The following is an 18,493-nucleotide window of genomic DNA, read 5'->3' as shown; positions in this document are numbered from 1 at the left end:
CTCTTAAAATTAATTTCTTCTTTTGTACCAGAGCAAAATAAACAACTTTTGTTTTGAATAAAGCTGTAATTTCTTTATCTTAGAATACACTAAACCAGACAGTTATGAAAACACATCCAAGCGAACTATTCTTCTACTACAATCCTTCCCATGCCGTAGACAAGCAAATGAGGGCTTATGCCAGGTCTATTGCCAAACACATCAATGAGATTAACATAGAGAAAGAGCATATCACCCTGACAGGTTGGAGATCTATTCTCGAAAAGTTAAACCTTAGAGCCAAGGATCTGCTGAACAGGGCCCATCCTGATTACCAGGAGAAAATTGCCGGCAGAACCTGGGATGATGAAAGTTGGCTGCTCATTCTTTCCAAATACCCACACCTGATCAAAGCACCCATTGCCATCAAAAGGGATAAGGCGGTTTTGTGTACCACACCTAACAGGGTCTTGGAATTGGATTAAACCAATTCTATACCGTTTTCTTTGATCACAATTTTTCTGGCTTTATAGAGTTGACCAATAGACTGTTTGAAATGTTTTTTACTCATTCCCAGTGATTCTTTAATGGCTTCTGGGGATGATTTATCGTGAAGGGGTAAAAACTTCCGGACTTTTAGGACTTCCAGGATTTTTTCTGCCCCTTCTTCATATTTTTCTCTGCCTTCAGGAAGTAGTTGGAGGTCAAGCTTACCGTCTTCCCTCACTTTTTTGATAAAAGCTCTGGCCTTATCCCCTATATGAATCGGCTGAAATATTTCATTCTTGTAAAGGAGTCCTTCAAAATTTCCTTCAATCAAAACTTTATAACCAAGTTCAGTCTGGTCAAAAACCAATACTTCGGTTTCCTGACCTTTTTCAAATCCTCTGGTATCCCGGATAAGAAAATCCTCATATTTGCTTACACCTATCAACCGATTTGTTTTGTAATCCTTACAGACCCTTACCAGGTATTTTTCACCTTTTACCATAGGTTTTCCCATTTCTGCTTTTGGTAAAAATAGGTCCTTTGGTAAACCCCAGTCCATAAATGCACCAAACTTGGTGATTTCTTTGGCCTCCATTACTGCAAATTCATCCAATAGGGCTTTTGGCTTGGAAGTGACGGCTACAAGCCTATCTTCACTATCCGTGTAAACAAATACTTCTATTTCTTCTCCTTCTTTTTCTTTCCCTGTCAGATAACTTTTAGGAAGTAAGACTTCCCCGCCATCATGTAAGGAAAGATAAGCTCCGTTTGGAGTAAATCTATTGATGAGCAGACTACTCATTACACCCAATTCTTTCATGATACAAAGGTAACCAATTTAAATCATTAAGAATTGGATTTCCTTTCCATTCAAATTAGATTTGGGCATTAAAACTGGGAGAAATTCCATAATTCGATGGATATTTTTTCAGAAATTTTGTTTATCATCTGAATACTAAACCCAAATCAACATGAATAACATTACTGTAATCGGCTCAGGTACAATGGGCAATGGGATTGCACATGTATTTGCGCAAAACGGATACAAAGTCTCTTTGGTGGACATCAATCAAGCAGCTTTGGACAAAGCTTTGGCCACTATTTCTAGAAACATGGACAGACAGGTAGCCAAAGGAAGCCTCTCTGAAGAAGATAAAAACACCGCATTGAGCAAAATCAAAACATTTACTTCCCTGAAAGCAGGGATTGAACATGCCGATCTTGTTATAGAAGCTGCTACTGAAAACCTCCAAATCAAATTAGACCTTTTCAAACAATTGGATGAGCTCAGTAAAGATGAAGCAATTTTAGCTACCAACACCTCTTCCATTTCGATTACAAAAATTGCTGCTGCCACTACCAGGCCGGATAAAGTCATAGGGATGCATTTCATGAACCCGGTTCCGGTAATGAAACTTGTGGAAGTTATCCGTGGATATGCCACTTCAGATGAAGTGACCGCAAAGATCATGGATCTTTCCAAAAAACTGGACAAAATCCCCGTAGAGGTCAATGATTATCCCGGATTTGTTGCGAATAGGATCTTGATGCCGATGATCAATGAAGCCATCTATACTTTATATGAAAGCGTGGCCGGTGTGGAAGAAATAGACACTGTAATGAAGCTGGGCATGGCACATCCTATGGGCCCATTGCAATTGGCCGATTTTATAGGCCTTGATGTTTGTCTTTCCATTTTGAGGGTTTTGCATGAGGGTTTCGGAAATCCTAAATATGCACCTTGCCCACTTCTGGTCAATATGGTGGAAGCCGGATTCAAAGGAGTGAAAACAGGAGAAGGCTTTTACAAATATACCCCCGGTGTCAAAGAATTTACTGTTTCCCCACAGTTCACCAAATAAAAGAAAAATTTAAAGTAATACATTATAAAATCAATATCAAATTATTGATTTTCAATGAATTTTAATTGATTTATGCATATAGCAGTATCCGGAAATATCGGGAGTGGAAAAACCACCTTGGCAATAAAACTTGCCAAGCATTATGGATGGCATGCAGAGTTGGAAGCAGTAGAAAACAATCCTTATTTGGCAGATTTCTATGAAGATATGAAACGCTGGTCATTCCATTTGCAGGTTTATTTTCTCAACAGTAGGTTCAATCAGATCAAAAGAATAAGAGAAAGCGGCAATTCTGTGATTCAGGACAGGACCATTTATGAAGATGCCTATATTTTTGCAGCTAATCTTCACAAATCCCACTTGATCACCGAAAGAGATTATGAAAATTACCTCAATCTTTTTCACTCCATGATCAGTTATGTGGAGGCGCCGGACCTTTTGATATACCTTAAAGCAGATATTCCCAAACTGGTGGGTCAAATAGAGAAAAGAGGGAGACATTATGAAAATTCGATACGTATCGATTATCTGAAAAATCTAAACGCCCATTATGAGGAATGGATTGCTGGATATGATAAAGGGAAACTCCTGATCATTGATGTCAATGATATGGACTTTGTCGCTTATCAGGAAGATTTTTCTTCCATTGTGGAAAGAGTTGACAGAGAAATTTACGGACTATTTGCTTAAATAATATTCCTAAACCAAATAGGCTGTCTGTTTTTTCCAGACAGCCTATTTTATTGCATCTTTCTTTTTATCCAATTGATTATGGCCTGTTTGGAGGCATCTGTAGGATTTAAAAGCAGGTCATCAATCTTTTTCAAACTTCCGGCAATCATGAGGTTTTCATACATAGGAATCCGTATCAATTTATATCCATGCAACCTGCTTAAAAGGTCATACTGGGCGTCATTATAGGCATTTAACTTCCATCCGGAAGCACCATTCCCGGAAAGGTCTCCCGGTTCTTCAGATTTACCAAAAACTTTTTCGGCAATGGGAGGCCCAAACCAGATCCTTTCCTGAATCCCTGCCTTTTGACAGTCTTTTTCGTAGGTTCTGCACAATCGTTTATAAGTATCTAACCAGGAAAAAGAAAAAGTATCATAAATGCCTGTTTTCAAAGTAGCCAGTCGGTACCTATTGAAATGTACTTCATCATCATAAATAAAAACATGACGGTGGATCTTGAAATCAAATTTTAACCGCTCCAACAATGGCCTCTCCCCCTTTCCTCCCAATGTCTCAAAAACCTCATGTAGCAAAACCTCCCCTTTGCCTTTGATATAGTCAGGGTTAACCTCTAACAAAAATTCAACATCCAGTTCCAGCTCTGATGTTTTTAGGATCTCAAACAAATGATTGACTTTCAGCAAATGCATGGTAATCAACAATTAAAGCTCTCTTACAATTTCCCAAGTATGGTCCGCAAGAAGTTTGACCTCAGCAATAAACCTTGAAAATCTCTTTTTTCTTCCCCACTCTTCAGGAGCCACCATACTCATGCAATCGCTCCCATCTTCCTTTTCATACAAAAAATAGTGGTGGTTGATCAAAGGTTCAAAACTGATGGAAGCTTGGTATATCCTTTCCGAAACTTCTACCCTTTTCTGAATGGCCTTCGCTTGATCCGCAAGCAACTGCATCTGTTGGTAAATCTGGGCCATTTGCATGTCCGTCTGAGAATGCATGGCAGCAACGGCCCTACCTGTGATTTTTCCTTTGTCTTCAGGTTTTATGATAGCGCTTCCAGATTGATGTGCATAAGGCAGAAGACCAGGCACGTCCGTGGTCTTTTCCTTCATTTTTTCAAGATCTATCTGATTTACATCAATTTTGAGGGATTTATTCATTTCAGTTGGAGCTTTCAGTTGGAGCCATTCTTTCCTTTAAATTTCCCTTAGAGCCCGGAAATGTGGTCTTCCTTGAAATATCGATACCTATCCAAAACATTATCAATAGAAAAATGGCAGCCAATATGATAAATACAATTTTATTCTTATTCATAACTTTTTTGACCTAATAATAACAAAGAAAAGCACTGCTCGGTTTGATCTCTGGCAAAATTAATATTCAATAGATGGAATAAAAACCCTGTAGATAAGCTATCGTTCTAAAATATAAACACAAATTTGAAGAATATTTCATCAAAAGCTTGAGGGTTATTTTTTTTATTATTTGAAATACATAAATTTGCGTAAATAATGCAAATATTTATGCTAATATAGATTTTTATGTACAAGCTGATCAGCCCGCAAACTATTATTCAGTATTTTGGTGACGATGACAAGGAAATGTTACAGGAAATGGTGCAGATCATTATTGACACCAATCTTCATGATTTGAAATACCTGGATGAATTTTATGATGCAAAAGATTTTGCAACCATCAAAAAAAAATGTCATAAAGCCAAACCAAGTATGAGCTATGTTGGCGCAGTGGATACTAGAAAGCTGCTAGAAAAAATTGAGGCTGACCTGGAAAACTCCAGGCCTACCTATAAAAAGCTACGAGAGCATGTTCAAATCATCGATGAAGAATTGAAAAAATTTTTAGAGAATCTTTAATACAAAAAGATTTTTCAGCCTTACATAATTTTTTTTCTGTCCAATTATTTTTTTTACCCTCATATTTGACAAAAAACCATTTGATATGAGAATTTTAAAGATTGTATTTCTGGTATCCCTTCTTTTGGCGGAAGGTTTAGCATTTGCCCAATCCCTCAGTGTAGAAAAAATCATGCAGGACCCCAAATGGATGGGTACATTTCCCTCCAACATAAGTTGGGATGAAAAAGGTGAAACACTATATTTCAATTACAACCCGGAAGGAAATCCTTCAGACTCTCTTTACAAAATCAATATCAAAACACCTGATAAGATAGAAAAAGTCAGTCTTGAAGAGAGAAGAAGTTTAATACCAAGCAACGCAGACACTAACCTGAGCAAGACGCAAAAGGTGTACACTTCCAATGGTGATCTGATACTTTTTGACAAAAACACAGGAGAAAAGACCACCCTTGTCTCATTTGGTGACAGAATTTCTAATGCTAAATTCCTTTGGGATGAGCGTAAAATAGCCTTTCAGGCAAATAACAATATCTATGTTTTGGACAGGTCGAATGGAAAATTGTCAAAAATCACAAGAATCTCGGCCGGCACAAAACCCGAAACAAAACCGGAAAACCTTGAACAAAGGGAGCAATGGTTGAAAGAAGATAATCTCCAACTATTAGAGGTAGTTCGTCAGAGAGATGAAAATCAAAAAGCTAGCGAACTTTTTAATAAATCCATAACACCTAAGGAGCCATTTACCTTTTATTTGGGTAATAAGCAATTGAGTAACCTTACCCTTTCTCCTGACGGTAGCTTTGTCACTTTCAATTTGGTCAGCAGGGCAGAAAATAAAGGCACTGTTGTTCCAGATTATACCCATGTTTCCGGATATACCACTAATCTCAATACACGCTCCAAAGTAGGTGACAAACCAAGTAAAATCGAACTGGCTGTATACAACCTTAAAAAAGACACTGTCTATATCGTAAAAACAGACGATTTGCCCGGGATAAAAGATTTGCCGGATTATGTAAAGGATTACCCCAAACAAAAATGGGAAGCCAAAGTAAGGGAAGTTATACCCTCAGGAGTTTATTTTTCAAAAGATGGCAAATATGCAGTAGTGAATATCCGATCTGTTGACAATAAAGACCGTTGGATTACCTTACTTGATCTGGAAAAGGGCACCCTGAAGAGTTTGGATAGACAACGTGATGAAGCTTGGATTTCCGGGCCGGGTATAGGTTGGAGTATGGGAGGCGGAACTTTGGGTTGGCTACCGGATAACAAACACATTTACTTCCAATCAGAAGAAACCGGATATTCGCACCTGTATATTTTGGACGTCAGCAATGGCCAAAAGAAACAACTGACAAAAGGAAATTTTGAAATTTTTGATCCCAAAATTTCAAATAATGGCAAGTTTTGGTATCTGAGTACTTCAGAAGTCCATCCAGGTGAAAGGCATTATTACATGATGCCTTTGATGGGAGGTAAAATGGAAAAATTGACCACAATGACAGGCAATAATGATGTCACTCTTTCTCCGGATGAAAAATACCTAGCTATACTATATTCTTACAGTAATAAACCTTGGGAAATCTACCTTCAGGAAAACCTTCCCAACGCTACTCCAAAACAGTTGACCTATGGGCAGTCTGAGGAATTCAAAAATTATCCCTGGAGAGATCCCAAATTGGTACATTTCAAAGCAGAGGATGGAAAAATGGTTCCGGCAAGATTGTACCTGCCTGAACCCGATAAAAAGAATGGGGCAGCAGTGATTTTTGTCCATGGAGCCGGCTACCTGCAAAATGTTCATAAATGGTGGTCGACCTATTTTAGGGAGTATATGTTCCACAACCTTTTGACAGATCTAGGTTATACGGTACTGGACATTGATTACCGGGGTTCAGCGGGGTATGGCAGAGACTGGAGAACAGGGATTTACAGGCATATGGGAGGAAAGGATCTATCAGACCAAGTAGATGGGGCAAAATACCTCGTAAATGAACATGGTGTGGATGCTTCAAGGGTAGGTATTTATGGGGGAAGTTATGGAGGATTCATCACCCTCATGGCCCTGTTCAATGCTTCTGAAACTTTTAAATCAGGGGCTGCCCTGAGGGCTGTAACCGATTGGGCTCATTACAACCATGGCTATACTTCCAATATTCTCAATGAGCCTTTCAATGATCCAATAGCTTACAGAAGATCTTCACCTATTTACTTTGCAGAAGGATTTAAAGGACATTTATTAATTGCCCATGGCATGCTGGACGTCAATGTTCATTTTCAGGATGTGGTCAGATTGGCCCAGCGCCTGATTGAATTGGGAAAAGATAATTGGGAAATGGCTGTTTATCCTGTTGAAGATCATGGTTTTGTTGAACCAAGTAGCTGGACCGATGAGTATAAAAGAATCTTAAAACTCTTCAATGACACCTTAATCAATTGATATGCAGTTAATCAAAAAATCAACCCGTTTTATAAGCCTTACCCTGGCCATACTTTTTCTTTTTCAATTCTGTAAGGAAAAAGAAATCCTTGTTCAGGAAGGTAGGGGATTGATCGCCGAAAAAGCGATGGTAGTCTCTGCAAGAGAGGAAGCTTCCAGGATAGGATTGCTAATGATGGAGAAAGGGGGAAATGCTTTTGACGCCATGGTGGCTACCGAATTGGCCTTGGCTGTAGCCTACCCTTTTGCGGGAAACCTTGGGGGTGGTGGCTTCATGGTCTATAGGTTGAAGGATGGAACATCTGGTTCTATAGACTACAGAGAAAAAGCTCCCTTAGCAGCCAGCAGGGACATGTACTTGGATAAAAATGGAGAAGTTATCCCCGGTTTGAGCACTTTGGGTGCTATGGCGGTTGGGGTTCCCGGCACCATCGCCGGTGTATTTGAAGTACATCGAAAATTAGGATCTCTACCCATAGAAGAAATCCTGGCTCCTGTGATTGAACTGGCTGAAAAAGGTGTGGTAGTAACGGAAAACCAGGAAAAAAGATTAGCCAATAATAGAGCAGACATCATTAAAGTTAGTGGAGAAAACACACTTTTTGCTCAGGAGTTCAAAGCAGGTGACACCATCAAGTATCCTGCATTGGCAGAAACCTTAAGGAGAATATCTAAAAATGGCAGGGATGAGTTCTACAAAGGGGAGACTGCTCAAAAACTTGTAGCATTTATTCAGGAAAAAGGGGGCATCATTACCATGGAAGACCTGAATCAATATGAAGCCAAATGGAGGGACCCTATCCGGTTTGGATACAAAAATTATCAGCTCATATCTATGGCACCCCCAAGCTCTGGTGGCATTACACTTGCCCAAATCCTGGGGATGCTGGAGCCTTTTGACCTGAAAGCTATGGGACATAACACAGCTGCTTACATTCAGGTATTGACAGAGGCAGAAAGAAGGGCTTATGCAGACAGAAATTATTACTTGGGAGATCCTGATTTTGTGGAAATTCCTACGGAAGTCCTTCTCGGAAAGGATTACCTTAAGGAAAGGATGGCAAGCTTCAATCCGGAGAAGGCCACACTTTCATCCGAAATTTCCCATGGTGTCATCCAATTCTTGGAGAGCGATGAAACCACCCATTATTCTATTGTTGACCAATTTGGTAATGCGGCGGCAATCACGACAACTTTGAATGGCGCTTACGGTTCTAAGCTTTATAGTGATGAACTCGGTTTCTTCCTGAACAATGAAATGGATGATTTCAGCGCAAAGGCAGGGGTCCCCAATATGTTCGGACTTATTGGTGCGGAAGCCAATAGCATTGCTCCCGGCAAACGCATGCTTAGTTCCATGACTCCAACCATTGTAGAAAAGGATGGTAAATTATTGATGGTGGTAGGTACTCCGGGAGGTTCCACAATTATTACTTCTGTGCTTCAGACCATCTTAAATGTGGTGGAATTTGACATGACTATGCAAGAGGCTGTGGATGCTCCAAGATTTCACCACCAATGGATTCCCGACCTGGTAAACTTCGAACCGGAAGGTTTTTCTGCAGAGGTCTTGCAGGCATTAAAAGACAAAGGCTACAACATCAACGAAGGCTACACGCCAATACTCGGAAAAGTAGATGCCATTTTGGTCTTGCCCAATGGGAAACTGGAAGGCGGAGCTGACCGCAGAGGGGATGATGCTGCAGTGGGTTTTTAAATCCAGAAGCTATGGGGAAATTTATTTCTGATTTCCCCATAGTCTTTTGATTATTTTTTTAGACCTAAAATAAAATTTGCCATATCCCCAAGAACCTTAACATTGAAGGTTTCTTCAATTTCAGCATACTCAGCGACAGCACCAGTTTTTGCTTTTTGAAAAAGATGGTTGAGTTCAGGATAAACTTTGAGTTCCAGTAATTCTTCCTTTCCTTTAAAAAGCTCCAATAGGCGATTCCCATTTTGGGCTGCATTTACCTGAACATCTTTTCCACCAAAGGCAGCAAATACCGGAATTTGAATCTGTTGAATATAAAGCTCCGGATTGGTCCGGATAAAATTAAAAAACCAGGGATTTAGGCTTTTTTCCAAAGCGGGAACCAAGGAATTGATCTGTTGCTGTTTCAATTCCGGAGAAAGGTCATAAGTTGCAATCTCTTCATTAACCAGTGCTTTCACTTTGGATTTTGCATCATTAAGATCCCGGCTGTCAATGATCATCTGATAATAGCGGGAATTTATCCTAACTTGTTGCTCCACCAATTCTTTTGGGTTTCCCGCTGATCTTGAAACATCTTCCCCTGACTTCGACAGTCGTCAGTCCCATTTTTACATAAAGTATTGAAATATAGATCATTATAATTTTCAGATTCTCAATTTGGGTGTCCCGGGGTGGTTTTTTGTACTTTTAGGCATGTTTGTTCGGAGAAAACCCAATAAAAGTGGCAAGATCAGTGTTCAGGTAATTGAGAAGATCAAAGGTAAAAGCAAGGTTGTAAAAACGATCGGAAGCAGTTCTGATCGATCTGAGGTTGAAAGACTTTTTATTCTTGGGGAGGAATGGATAAAAAACCATAAAGGAGCACTTGAAATCCCCTTCAGTGATGAAGAACGGATTGCCGATTCTGTTCTGGAAAGTGTTGAAAACATCACTGTTTCAGGTACCGAGCTGCTTTTGGACAGGATTTTCAATGATATTGGGTTCAGCGCAATCCAAGATGATATCTTCAGGTGGCTGGTATATTCCAGGATCTGTTTTCCTGCCAGCAAGCTTAAAACCTGTGATTACCTGCTCACCTACCACGGCCTCGAATTCCAGGTTCAGGACCTTTACAGGTACATGGACAAGCTTTACAACAACTATAAGGAAACGGTCCAGCTGATCAGCTTTGAAAATACCAAGAGAATACTCGGAGGGAGTATCAATATCGTTTTCTATGATGTTACTACGCTTTATTTTGAAGTGGATCATGAAGATGATCTTAGAAAGAGTGGTTTTTCCAAGGAGGGAAAGCATCAAAATCCACAGATTGTTTTGGGTCTGCTGGTTGGACTAGAGGGATATCCTCTGGCTTATGAGATTTTTGAGGGAAACAAGTTTGAAGGGCATACGATGATCCCTGTGATAGAAGCTTTTAGAAAGAAGTATAGCTTACCTGCTCCGATTGTTGTTGCCGATTCAGGTTTACTGTCAAAAAGCAATGTAAAAGAGTTACGGGACAACGGTTACGAGTTTATTCTGGGAGCAAGGCTGAAAGCTTCCCCTGATAAAAGTAAAGAGAGGATATTGGCTTTTGAACTTGAAAACGGCGAGAGCAGGCTGCTGGATTGGGAGGACGGGCTCAGAATGGTTGTCAGTTATTCAGACAGAAGAGCCAAAAAAGACAGGATCAACAGGGAGAAAGGTCTTAAAAAGCTCGAGAAACAGTTAAAATCAGGAAAGCTCAACAAAAGCCACATCAACAACAGGGGCTATAACAAGTATCTTAAAATGGAAGGGGAGGTAAAGATTGCCCTTGATATTGAAAAGTTTGAACAGGATGGGAAATGGGACGGTCTCAAAGGGTATATTACCAACACAAACCTTGACAAAGACGAGGTCATTGAGAATTACAACAACCTTTGGAAAATAGAAAAGGCCTTCAGGATAACCAAAAATGAAATCAAAGTCAGGCCTGTTTTCCATTATAAACAACGCAGGATCGAAGCACATATAAGCATCGCATTCGTCGCTTACAAAGTGTTTAAGGAACTGGAAAGGCAGTAATTGGAAAAAGGACCAAAACTTTCTCCTCAGAAAGCCATAGAAATAGCAAAAGGGATTTACACTGTTGAAATACAGCTCAAATCTTCAGGTAAAAAGCTGAGAAAGACCCTATTTTTGAACGAAAGTCAACAAAAACTCGCAAAAATGTTCGGTTTTTGATTTTGGGTGTCCCAGTGTCGAAGTCAGGAAAAAGCTCCAATAGGCGATTCCCATTTTGGGCTGCATTTACCTGAACATCTTTTCCACCAAAGGCAGCAAATACCGGAATTTGAATCTGTTGAATATAAAGCTCCGGATTGGTCCGGATAAAATTAAAAAACCAGGGATTTAGGCTTTTTTCCAAAGCGGGAACCAAGGAATTGATCTGTTGCTGTTTCAATTCCGGAGAAAGGTCATAAGTTGCAATCTCTTCATTAACCAGTGCTTTCACTTTGGATTTTGCATCATTAAGATCCCGGCTGTCAATGATCATCTGATAATAGCGGGAATTTATCCTAACTTGTTGCTCCACCAATTCTTTTGGGTTTCCCGCTGATCTTGAAACATCTTCCGTTTGTTTTTCCATCAAGCTTGGAATCGGAACCACAGGTCCAGCCAAAGAAACAGCAAATTGAAGGCCCAAATTATCAGCTTCCGCAGCCATCATCCAAGCGATGAGCCCTCCTTCACTGTGGCCGATCATTCCTATTCTTTCTGTATCTACAAAATCAAAGGATTTCAAATGCCTGATTCCCTCTTGAGCATCTTTGAAAAAATCTTCGGAAGTAGCACTGGAAAATTCACCTTCCGATTCCCCTACCCCTCTTTCATCGTAACGCAAAACCACTATGCCATTTTGGGTGAAATAATCAGCCATTACCAAAAAGGGTTCATGACCGAAAATCTCTGAATTTCGGTTTTGGGGACCCGAACCGCTGACTAAAATAACCGCAGGGAAAGGTCCATTCCCAAAGGGTTTGGTTATGGTCCCCTTTAAATGATTCCCAATTTGATTGGAAAAACCTGTATAATGAACTTCATAGTTATATGGAGACTGGGGTTTTTGTGGCCTTTTGACTTCTTTTTCCTTAGCATTACCTTCCGGTGATCTTTTTAAGTCTAGGGGAAGGTCCATTCCGGATTGTTTGAATGTACCCTGGATTGTTTCACCCACAAAAAGCCCATCATACACAATTACCCCATCTCCCACTTCAAAATGAAGCATCAATCCATCAAACAAAATTTTGGAGAGTCCTATCCCCTTCGCCCCCTGTTTAGGACTGTCCATGCTACCACTCCAATCATTATTTACTTCCTTAAAATTGAACACCAAAGGAAGGCTTTGTCCCATTACCTGTAATTCTCCCTCCCATGTACCTGAGAGATTTTGAGAAATGCATAAAGGCGAAAAGAAAAAGAAAAGCAATGCTGAAAACGTCAGTTTTTTCATGGTTTACCTATTTATAACCTGCTAAATTATGACTTACTTTGAAATATGGATAGGGAAATTCTAATGGATTTAGTCACCAAGACGATGCCTTATGGAAAATATAAGGGCCGGCTGCTTTGCGATATTCCGGAATATTACCTTGTTTGGATGCATAGGCAAGGATTTCCTGAGGGAAAATTGGGCATGTGGTTGAGTACTCTTTATGAAATAAGGATCAATGGACTTGAAGGAATTTTGGCTGACCTGAAGAAATTAAAAAAATAAAAAGGTTGTCCAAAAATCTCAGACAACCTTTTTTAATCAAACTCAATTATTCTTATCTATCTACTGATAATCGGATCAGGATTTCCGTCAGGATCATTTTGAACAAATCCTGATGTTTTGGCATTGCCCAGTAAAAGCACTCCTGCTGCATGAGGAGAAGCCATGGAAGTTCCGCTAATGGAATTATACCCCCCTTTCAACCAAGTAGAATTGATACTAACACCAGGAGCACAATAATCCACCGGCGGATTTCCAAAATTGGAAAAAGAAGCAAAAACATCTGAACTGTTCATGGCAGAAATTGTCCAGATATTTGGTCCATTTACTCTCGCAGGAGAAGAGTTATTGGCATTCGTACTACTGTTTCCAGCCGCCAACACAAATTTGATTCCATTATTGGAAGCGGCCAATACCGCATCGTCCAAAGCTTGGGAAATTGGACCTCCCAAAGACATATTGGCTACATCACCCGATGTACCTCTAGCGCCAACCCAGTTAACTCCTGCTATAACTCCTGAATAGGATCCGGAACCCCTTGAATCAAGAACTTTTACTGGAACAACCGGCGCACCTGCAGCGACACCAACTACCCCAATATTGTTATTAATGGCTGCAATAGTACCAGCAACGTGGGTACCATGACCGTTGAGGTCATTGAAATTTGCATCCCTACCGGAGGTGAATGCCGTAAAACCATTTGAAGTACTAACATTGAGATCAGGATGGGTCAATTCTATGCCTGTATCCAAAACCCAAGCGACATTATTACCTGTGTAATTAACAAAACCTCCAACTCTTGTAATACCCCATGGTATAACTTGACCAGTGGAACCACCACCGCCTCCGCCACCTCCAGGTCGGTTTCCTTGAGCTATGGAAATTACCCTGTCCTTTTCTATGTATTTAACGGCAGGATCATTTTTTAAAACTTCAAATTCCTCTGAACTAAGCCTTACAGAAAAACCATCTAAAACAGTTCCGTAAACAAACCCTAACTTTTCCTCCGAAATCCGGTACTTGGCCAATAAACTGTTTGCTGCTGTTCTCAATGCAGCCTGATTACCTTCATAACTTCCATCTTTTCTGAAAGTAATTCCTTCAGGATTAAGCACTACAATAAAACTTCCGGGAATGACATCCCCATTTTGATAGCGGATAAATTGTTCCTCCAATTCCATTGTAGGTGTTTCCTGATTTTCCTGACAGGCAAACGTGATAAAAGCTAAAGCCAATCCCCCAACAACTGCTGGTTTTCCAATAAAACGGTAAATTTTTTTGAACATGAGTAAGTAAGATTAGTGGTTAAACATACATACAAATAATATATGGAGGTTGTAATCAAATTTAAAATTTTAAATTTTGCAATACCCCATCTAAATTATTTTTTAGATTATTTTTCAGAGTATGCCCCTCAAAAAAATTGAAAGTTTGAAAAGCTTATAAATAAAACTAAAATAGGTAGGGGAAAAACATTTTAATCCGTTTCAAATAAAAATGTAACAAAGTTGCAAAAAGCCTTCTGTTTTTCATTTCACCGGCTTATATTTGCAACATAGTTTCAAAAATGAAAAGGATTATACTTTCAGTCATCTTTTACCTTACCTTCATCCAACCTGTATTTTCTCAACAACCATGCAATTTGATTTTGAGGGGTAAAGTAGTTCATTTAGAAAACAATGAACCTATAGAAGGTGCCTATATTTGGTTAATTACGGAAGAAAAAGGTGCTATAAGTGATCAGCAGGGGAATTTTCGTATTCAGGGTATATGTCATGGAAAAGTTATATTAAAAACACAATATCTCGGCCACAAAGAGCATCTGGACACATTGGAAATAAGAACCAATATCAACTATACCATTAGATTAGCTGCTGAAGATTTACGGTTAGAAGGAGTAGAAATCCACGGCCATCAGGATGCTTTGCTGACCTCAAATGCCATATCCAGTATTTATGGAGAGTTTTTAAGGGAAAGCAGAGGGCAAAATCTAGGAGAAATGCTAAGGAAAATTCCTGGAATAACCTCTTATTCTTCTGGCCAAAGTATACAAAAACCCGTAATCCATGGCCTTCATAGCAACAGGATACTCATTATGAACAATGGGGTAAGACTGGAAGGACAACAATGGGGCGCAGAGCACGCTCCTGAAATAGATCCATTTTTAGCCAAAGAGATTGCTGTTGTTAAAGGCGCTGAAACAGTTCGATTTGGCCCTGAAGCCATGGGAGGAGTAATTTTAGTAAATCCCGCTCCCCTGCCCTTGAAACCGGAATTCTCTGGAGAATTTGATTTGATAGGTTTTTCCAATGGGCGCGGGCTCAATGCTGCGGCAATGGTTCAGGGAGGTTCCAACAAAATAAGGGGCTTGGGCTACAGGTTTCAGACTTCCTCCAAAATTGCCGGCAACATTCAAACTCCAGGTTATATGTTGGACAATACCGGAGTAAGAGAATTTAATTTTTCCGGGGCCCTTGGATACAGCAGCAGTAGGCTTGGTGCCGAGGCTTACTTTAGCCATTTCCAGTCTACCATTGGCATATTAAGCGATTCTCACACAGGAAACCTAAGCGATCTTGAAAGCATTATTGAAAATGGAAGGCCTTTTCGAGATGCTGTATTTTCTTACCGTATCAACAATCCCAAGCAAGAGGTAGATCATCAATTGTTCAAACTAAAAGCGCATTATCATTTGCATGAAGGGGCAAAACTCAATTTACAATATGCCTTTCAAAGAAACCATAGGCAGGAATTTGACCGAAGAAGAGGAGAATTAAACAACAGGCCCTCTTTGGACATGGAGTTGTTTACCAATACCCTCGATTTTAGTTTCGCCCATCAGACAGGTAAAAATTGGGATGGTTCTATTGGAATGAGCCTTATGCAACAGGCAAACTCCAATATCCCAGGAACAGGGGTTACCCCGTTGATTCCCAACTTTGACATGTGGAACCTTGGATTCTATGCCATAGAAAAATTCACCAAAGGACCGATTGAAGTGGAAGGAGGACTAAGGTATGACTTCAGAAATCTTCAATCTGCCAGGTTTGTCAACAGGGAGCTGGAACAATATAACCTCGACTTCCGGAACTTCAGTTCTTTTTTAGGAGGAGTATATACCTTTGACAGGAACTGGACATTCAGCACCAATATTGCCACTGCCTGGAGGCCTCCCAATGTCAATGAACTATTCAGTCAGGGTCTTCACCATGGTTTGGCTGCTATTGAATTGGGAAATCCTGAATTTGTCAGTGAGGAATCTTATAAATGGCTCAATTCAATCAATTTTGAAAAAGGAAATTTCACAGCAGAACTTACAGCCTACTTTAATAAAATCAATAATTTCATCTACCTGAGTCCAAGAGAAGAACAGTTTGTCTCTTTGAGGGGAACTTTCAATGTATTTGAATACCTGCAAACCGATGCCTTGCTTTATGGTGCAGACCTGAGTGCCAAATGGCAAATTACTGAGGCCTTGGAATTTTTTTCCAGAAGTTCTCTGATCAGGGCCAATGACCTGATCAATGAAGGATTTCTCCCCTTTATACCTGCAGACAGAACAGAAAATGGGCTAACATTCATTTTCCTAAAAAACCCTAAAAGTTCAGGCCCAAAAGTCACTGTCAGCAATCTTTTTGTAGCCCGTCAGAATAGGGAACCTGATTTTGATTTTGCACCTGCACCCCATGCCTATGCACTTTGGAATTTGGGTCTTAGTAAAGCATTCCCAATCAAAGACAACAAACTGAACCTGGGAATACAGGTCCAAAATTTATTTGACCAGTCTTATAGAGATTACATGAACCGATTCCGGTATTTCACAGATGAAATAGGCCGAAACCTGTTCATCAAACTTAATTATGAATTTTAAACCAATTAAAAATCAATTACTATGAAAAACCTTAATTACAGTTTCCTATTCGTATTGTTGATCACTTTTGTGTTTGTAATGGGCGGTTGTACAAGTGATGATCCTGAAATTGAAAAAGAACAGGAGATCATCACCGATGTAACCTTGGCTTTCACCGAAGTAGATAACAACAACAACCCGGTTGGGAATCCTGTTGAATTTAAAGCCTTTGACCCTCAGGGTCTTGAATTAGGAAATAATCCTACGATTCAGACCATTCAATTGGGCATAGGAAAAAGGTATTTGTTGGAAATTGACCTTTTTAACAGTATTGAAAATGAAGACATTACAGAAGAGATTCTGGAAGAGGCAGATGAACATCAGTTCTTCTTTTTGGGAACAGCCTTCATCGGTTCCCCAGTTCTAAATTACATTTATGCCGATGAAGACAAAAATGGAAACCCGATTGGTCTGAAAGGCTATGTGCAAGTGTCTTCTGCACCTGGATTTAATAATGCACAGTTCAGATTAATATTACGTCATGATCTTAACAAAAGCTTCCCAGGTGCAAATAATCCAAATTGGCAGAACTTCGTTCAGGCAGGAGGCGAAACAGACCTTGATATTACATTCCCATTGGTGTTGACCCCATAATTTGTAAAAGGCTGCCAGAAATGACAGCCTTTTTTTATATTTGGTCAGGAAAAACTAAACAATTATGAGGAAACTTATCTTACCATCCCTGCTTGTATTTACTTTGGCTTTGTTTACTTTTTGTTCGGGTCATAAGCACGAACACCGGGAAATAACTGCAGAACTCAGAGAAGCTAATAAGATTCATCAAAAATCCTTGGATGTCCGTGAGGAAATCATGGATTTAGAAAAATCCCTAAAAGAAGCTGGAATTGATTATGCTGAAATAAAAGAAGAGTTGAAAATTTGGGACAAGGACATCATTGAAGTTCCCGGATTTGAGCATTCCCATGACCACGATCATGACCACGAGCATGAAGGAGAGCACAGAAAATACCACGTACACAACCCTATGAAGCCTTTTTCGGATGCCGAACATTTGGAATACCAAAAGATAATGTACGCTGAAATTCAGGAAATAGCTGAAAAAATGAATTTGTTGCTTGTTCCGAAAGTAATGGAAGAAACAGAAAATAACGGTTAATAAAAATAGAAAAAGGCCTTCCAATTCAATGAGAGGCCTTTCTTTTTGACGATTGATGGTTTAATAATAGGGAGAACACATGGTCATATTTTCCAGTTTGAATGCTTCCATGCTGTTGTCATTTCTTCCCACATTACCTACCGATAGAATTATCTGGTATTCAGGACCTGAATCAGCCAGGTGGATTTTAATATGACCATCGAAATTCCTGAAATCTTCAAATTTCAATTTTGTTCCATTAGATAGTTGCCCCAATACCGTTACACTTTCTAATTTCCTGATATCAATAGGGTTGAGCAGATAAGCAATCGGAGAATCCAGGTTGTCATAAGCCCCGAAATGCAGGTGGGCAGGGAAATAATATTCAGAATCCCCTTTGGCCCCTGTTAGCCTGAGCGTCATTTCAAGATCTCCATTGAGAAGCTCCCGAACCAGTACCTTCCCTGTATAGGCAAAATCAGAACCCTGAAACAGGTCAAAGGCTAATTCATTGCCTGTGTACCCGGATTTTTCATCATCCTGGCAGGAAAATAAAATTATTCCTATCAGAAATAAAATCGCCAACTTTTTCATAGCCGCTTTGTTTTTTTATTAATTACGCCCAATTGGACCAAATGTTCAATTCCCTGTTCAATATAAGCAAATATTGTATGAACGAAAGTGAAAC

Annotated in this window: 17 protein-coding genes and 1 pseudogene; 11 read left to right on the top strand and 7 right to left on the bottom strand. The window is 39.7% G+C overall.

What is annotated here, in order from left to right; genetic code table 11:
- Positions 1–104: 104 nt before the first annotated feature.
- Complete coding sequence (locus BC751_RS14735; RefSeq protein ID WP_130276323.1) at positions 105–464, top strand: arsenate reductase family protein; 360 nt, start codon at positions 105–107, stop codon at positions 462–464.
- Here BC751_RS14735 and BC751_RS14730 read toward each other — a convergent pair.
- On the bottom strand, positions 461–1,288 hold the full coding sequence (locus tag BC751_RS14730; protein ID WP_130276322.1) for a CvfB family protein: 828 nt from the start codon (positions 1,286–1,288) through the stop codon (positions 461–463). The two genes, BC751_RS14735 and BC751_RS14730, sit on opposite strands and share 4 nt — an antisense overlap.
- A 151-nt stretch (positions 1,289–1,439) precedes the next feature.
- On the opposite strand from BC751_RS14730, the gene BC751_RS14725 reads away from it, so the two are divergent.
- Both BC751_RS14725 and BC751_RS14720 read left to right on the top strand, forming a co-directional pair.
- Positions 1,440–2,330 (top strand): 3-hydroxyacyl-CoA dehydrogenase family protein, encoded by an 891-nt coding sequence (locus BC751_RS14725; protein WP_130276321.1) that lies wholly within the window; start codon positions 1,440–1,442, stop codon positions 2,328–2,330.
- A gap of 72 nt (positions 2,331–2,402) precedes the next feature.
- Positions 2,403–3,020, top strand: a complete 618-nt coding sequence (locus BC751_RS14720) for a deoxynucleoside kinase (protein ID WP_130276320.1) — start codon at positions 2,403–2,405, stop codon at positions 3,018–3,020.
- A 50-nt stretch (positions 3,021–3,070) separates the two neighbouring features.
- Here the strand turns inward: BC751_RS14720 and BC751_RS14715 are convergent, their stop codons facing one another.
- Together BC751_RS14715 and BC751_RS14710 are read right to left on the bottom strand one after the other, a co-directional pair.
- Positions 3,071–3,715 carry a DUF7255 family protein gene (locus tag BC751_RS14715; protein WP_130276319.1) on the bottom strand — a complete coding sequence of 215 codons (645 nt, stop codon included), beginning with the start codon at positions 3,713–3,715 and terminating at the stop codon, positions 3,071–3,073.
- Between the two features lie 12 nt (positions 3,716–3,727).
- The gene (locus BC751_RS14710) at positions 3,728–4,186 is read right to left on the bottom strand and encodes a DUF2452 domain-containing protein (RefSeq protein ID WP_130276318.1); all 459 of its coding nucleotides are present in this window, start codon (positions 4,184–4,186) and stop codon (positions 3,728–3,730) included.
- A gap of 381 nt (positions 4,187–4,567) precedes the next feature.
- Here BC751_RS14710 and BC751_RS14705 point away from each other — a divergent pair, with 381 nt between their 5' ends.
- The 3 genes from BC751_RS14705 to ggt all read left to right on the top strand — a co-directional run bounded on the left by BC751_RS14705 (position 4,568) and on the right by ggt (position 9,063).
- Entirely contained in the window at positions 4,568–4,900 is a 333-nt protein-coding gene (locus tag BC751_RS14705; protein WP_130276317.1) for an Hpt domain-containing protein, read from the top strand.
- An 85-nt stretch (positions 4,901–4,985) separates the two neighbouring features.
- Complete coding sequence (locus BC751_RS14700) at positions 4,986–7,346, top strand: S9 family peptidase (protein ID WP_130276316.1); 2,361 nt, start codon at positions 4,986–4,988, stop codon at positions 7,344–7,346.
- Position 7,347: 1 nt separating this feature from the next.
- Positions 7,348–9,063, top strand: coding sequence for a gamma-glutamyltransferase (gene ggt / locus BC751_RS14695; protein WP_130276315.1), 1,716 nt, complete (start codon positions 7,348–7,350; stop codon positions 9,061–9,063).
- A 50-nt stretch (positions 9,064–9,113) separates the two neighbouring features.
- Here the strand turns inward: ggt and BC751_RS14690 are convergent, their stop codons facing one another.
- Positions 9,114–9,602, bottom strand: a complete 489-nt coding sequence (locus BC751_RS14690) for a dienelactone hydrolase family protein (RefSeq protein ID WP_242617582.1) — start codon at positions 9,600–9,602, stop codon at positions 9,114–9,116.
- 154 nt (positions 9,603–9,756) lie between these two features.
- On the opposite strand from BC751_RS14690, the pseudogene BC751_RS14685 reads away from it, so the two are divergent.
- Positions 9,757–11,268 (top strand): annotated as a pseudogene (locus BC751_RS14685) (IS1634 family transposase).
- Here the strand turns inward: BC751_RS14685 and BC751_RS14680 are convergent.
- A complete protein-coding gene (locus tag BC751_RS14680; protein ID WP_130276314.1) occupies positions 11,186–12,538 on the bottom strand; it encodes an alpha/beta hydrolase family protein in 1,353 nt (450 codons plus the stop codon). The pseudogene BC751_RS14685 and the gene BC751_RS14680 sit on opposite strands and share 83 nt — an antisense overlap.
- A gap of 45 nt (positions 12,539–12,583) precedes the next feature.
- Here BC751_RS14680 and BC751_RS14675 point away from each other — a divergent pair, with 45 nt between their 5' ends.
- Complete coding sequence (locus BC751_RS14675; RefSeq protein WP_130276313.1) at positions 12,584–12,802, top strand: DUF3820 family protein; 219 nt, start codon at positions 12,584–12,586, stop codon at positions 12,800–12,802.
- A gap of 56 nt (positions 12,803–12,858) precedes the next feature.
- Here BC751_RS14675 and BC751_RS14670 read toward each other — a convergent pair whose 3' ends face one another.
- A complete protein-coding gene (locus tag BC751_RS14670; RefSeq protein ID WP_130276312.1) occupies positions 12,859–14,085 on the bottom strand; it encodes a S8 family serine peptidase in 1,227 nt (408 codons plus the stop codon).
- A gap of 281 nt (positions 14,086–14,366) precedes the next feature.
- Here BC751_RS14670 and BC751_RS14665 point away from each other — a divergent pair, with 281 nt between their 5' ends.
- The 3 genes from BC751_RS14665 (at position 14,367) to BC751_RS14655 (ending at position 17,826) form a co-directional block, all read left to right on the top strand.
- Positions 14,367–16,670 carry a TonB-dependent receptor gene (locus BC751_RS14665; protein WP_130276311.1) on the top strand — a complete coding sequence of 768 codons (2,304 nt, stop codon included), beginning with the start codon at positions 14,367–14,369 and terminating at the stop codon, positions 16,668–16,670.
- Between the two features lie 21 nt (positions 16,671–16,691).
- Positions 16,692–17,303, top strand: coding sequence for a hypothetical protein (locus BC751_RS14660; RefSeq protein ID WP_130276310.1), 612 nt, complete (start codon positions 16,692–16,694; stop codon positions 17,301–17,303).
- Positions 17,304–17,367: 64 nt separating this feature from the next.
- Positions 17,368–17,826 carry a hypothetical protein gene (locus BC751_RS14655; protein ID WP_130276309.1) on the top strand — a complete coding sequence of 153 codons (459 nt, stop codon included), beginning with the start codon at positions 17,368–17,370 and terminating at the stop codon, positions 17,824–17,826.
- A 60-nt stretch (positions 17,827–17,886) separates the two neighbouring features.
- On the opposite strand, the gene BC751_RS14650 is transcribed toward BC751_RS14655, so the two are convergent.
- Positions 17,887–18,399, bottom strand: a complete 513-nt coding sequence (locus BC751_RS14650; protein WP_130276308.1) for a hypothetical protein — start codon at positions 18,397–18,399, stop codon at positions 17,887–17,889.
- Positions 18,400–18,493 lie beyond the last annotated feature (94 nt).

Origin of the sequence: Cecembia calidifontis (genome assembly GCF_004216715.1) — a bacterium.
GTDB lineage: Bacteria > Bacteroidota > Bacteroidia > Cytophagales > Cyclobacteriaceae > Cecembia_A > Cecembia_A calidifontis.
Note: the sequence above shows the minus strand (reverse complement) of the source record. Positions and strands in the feature narration are given on the sequence as shown.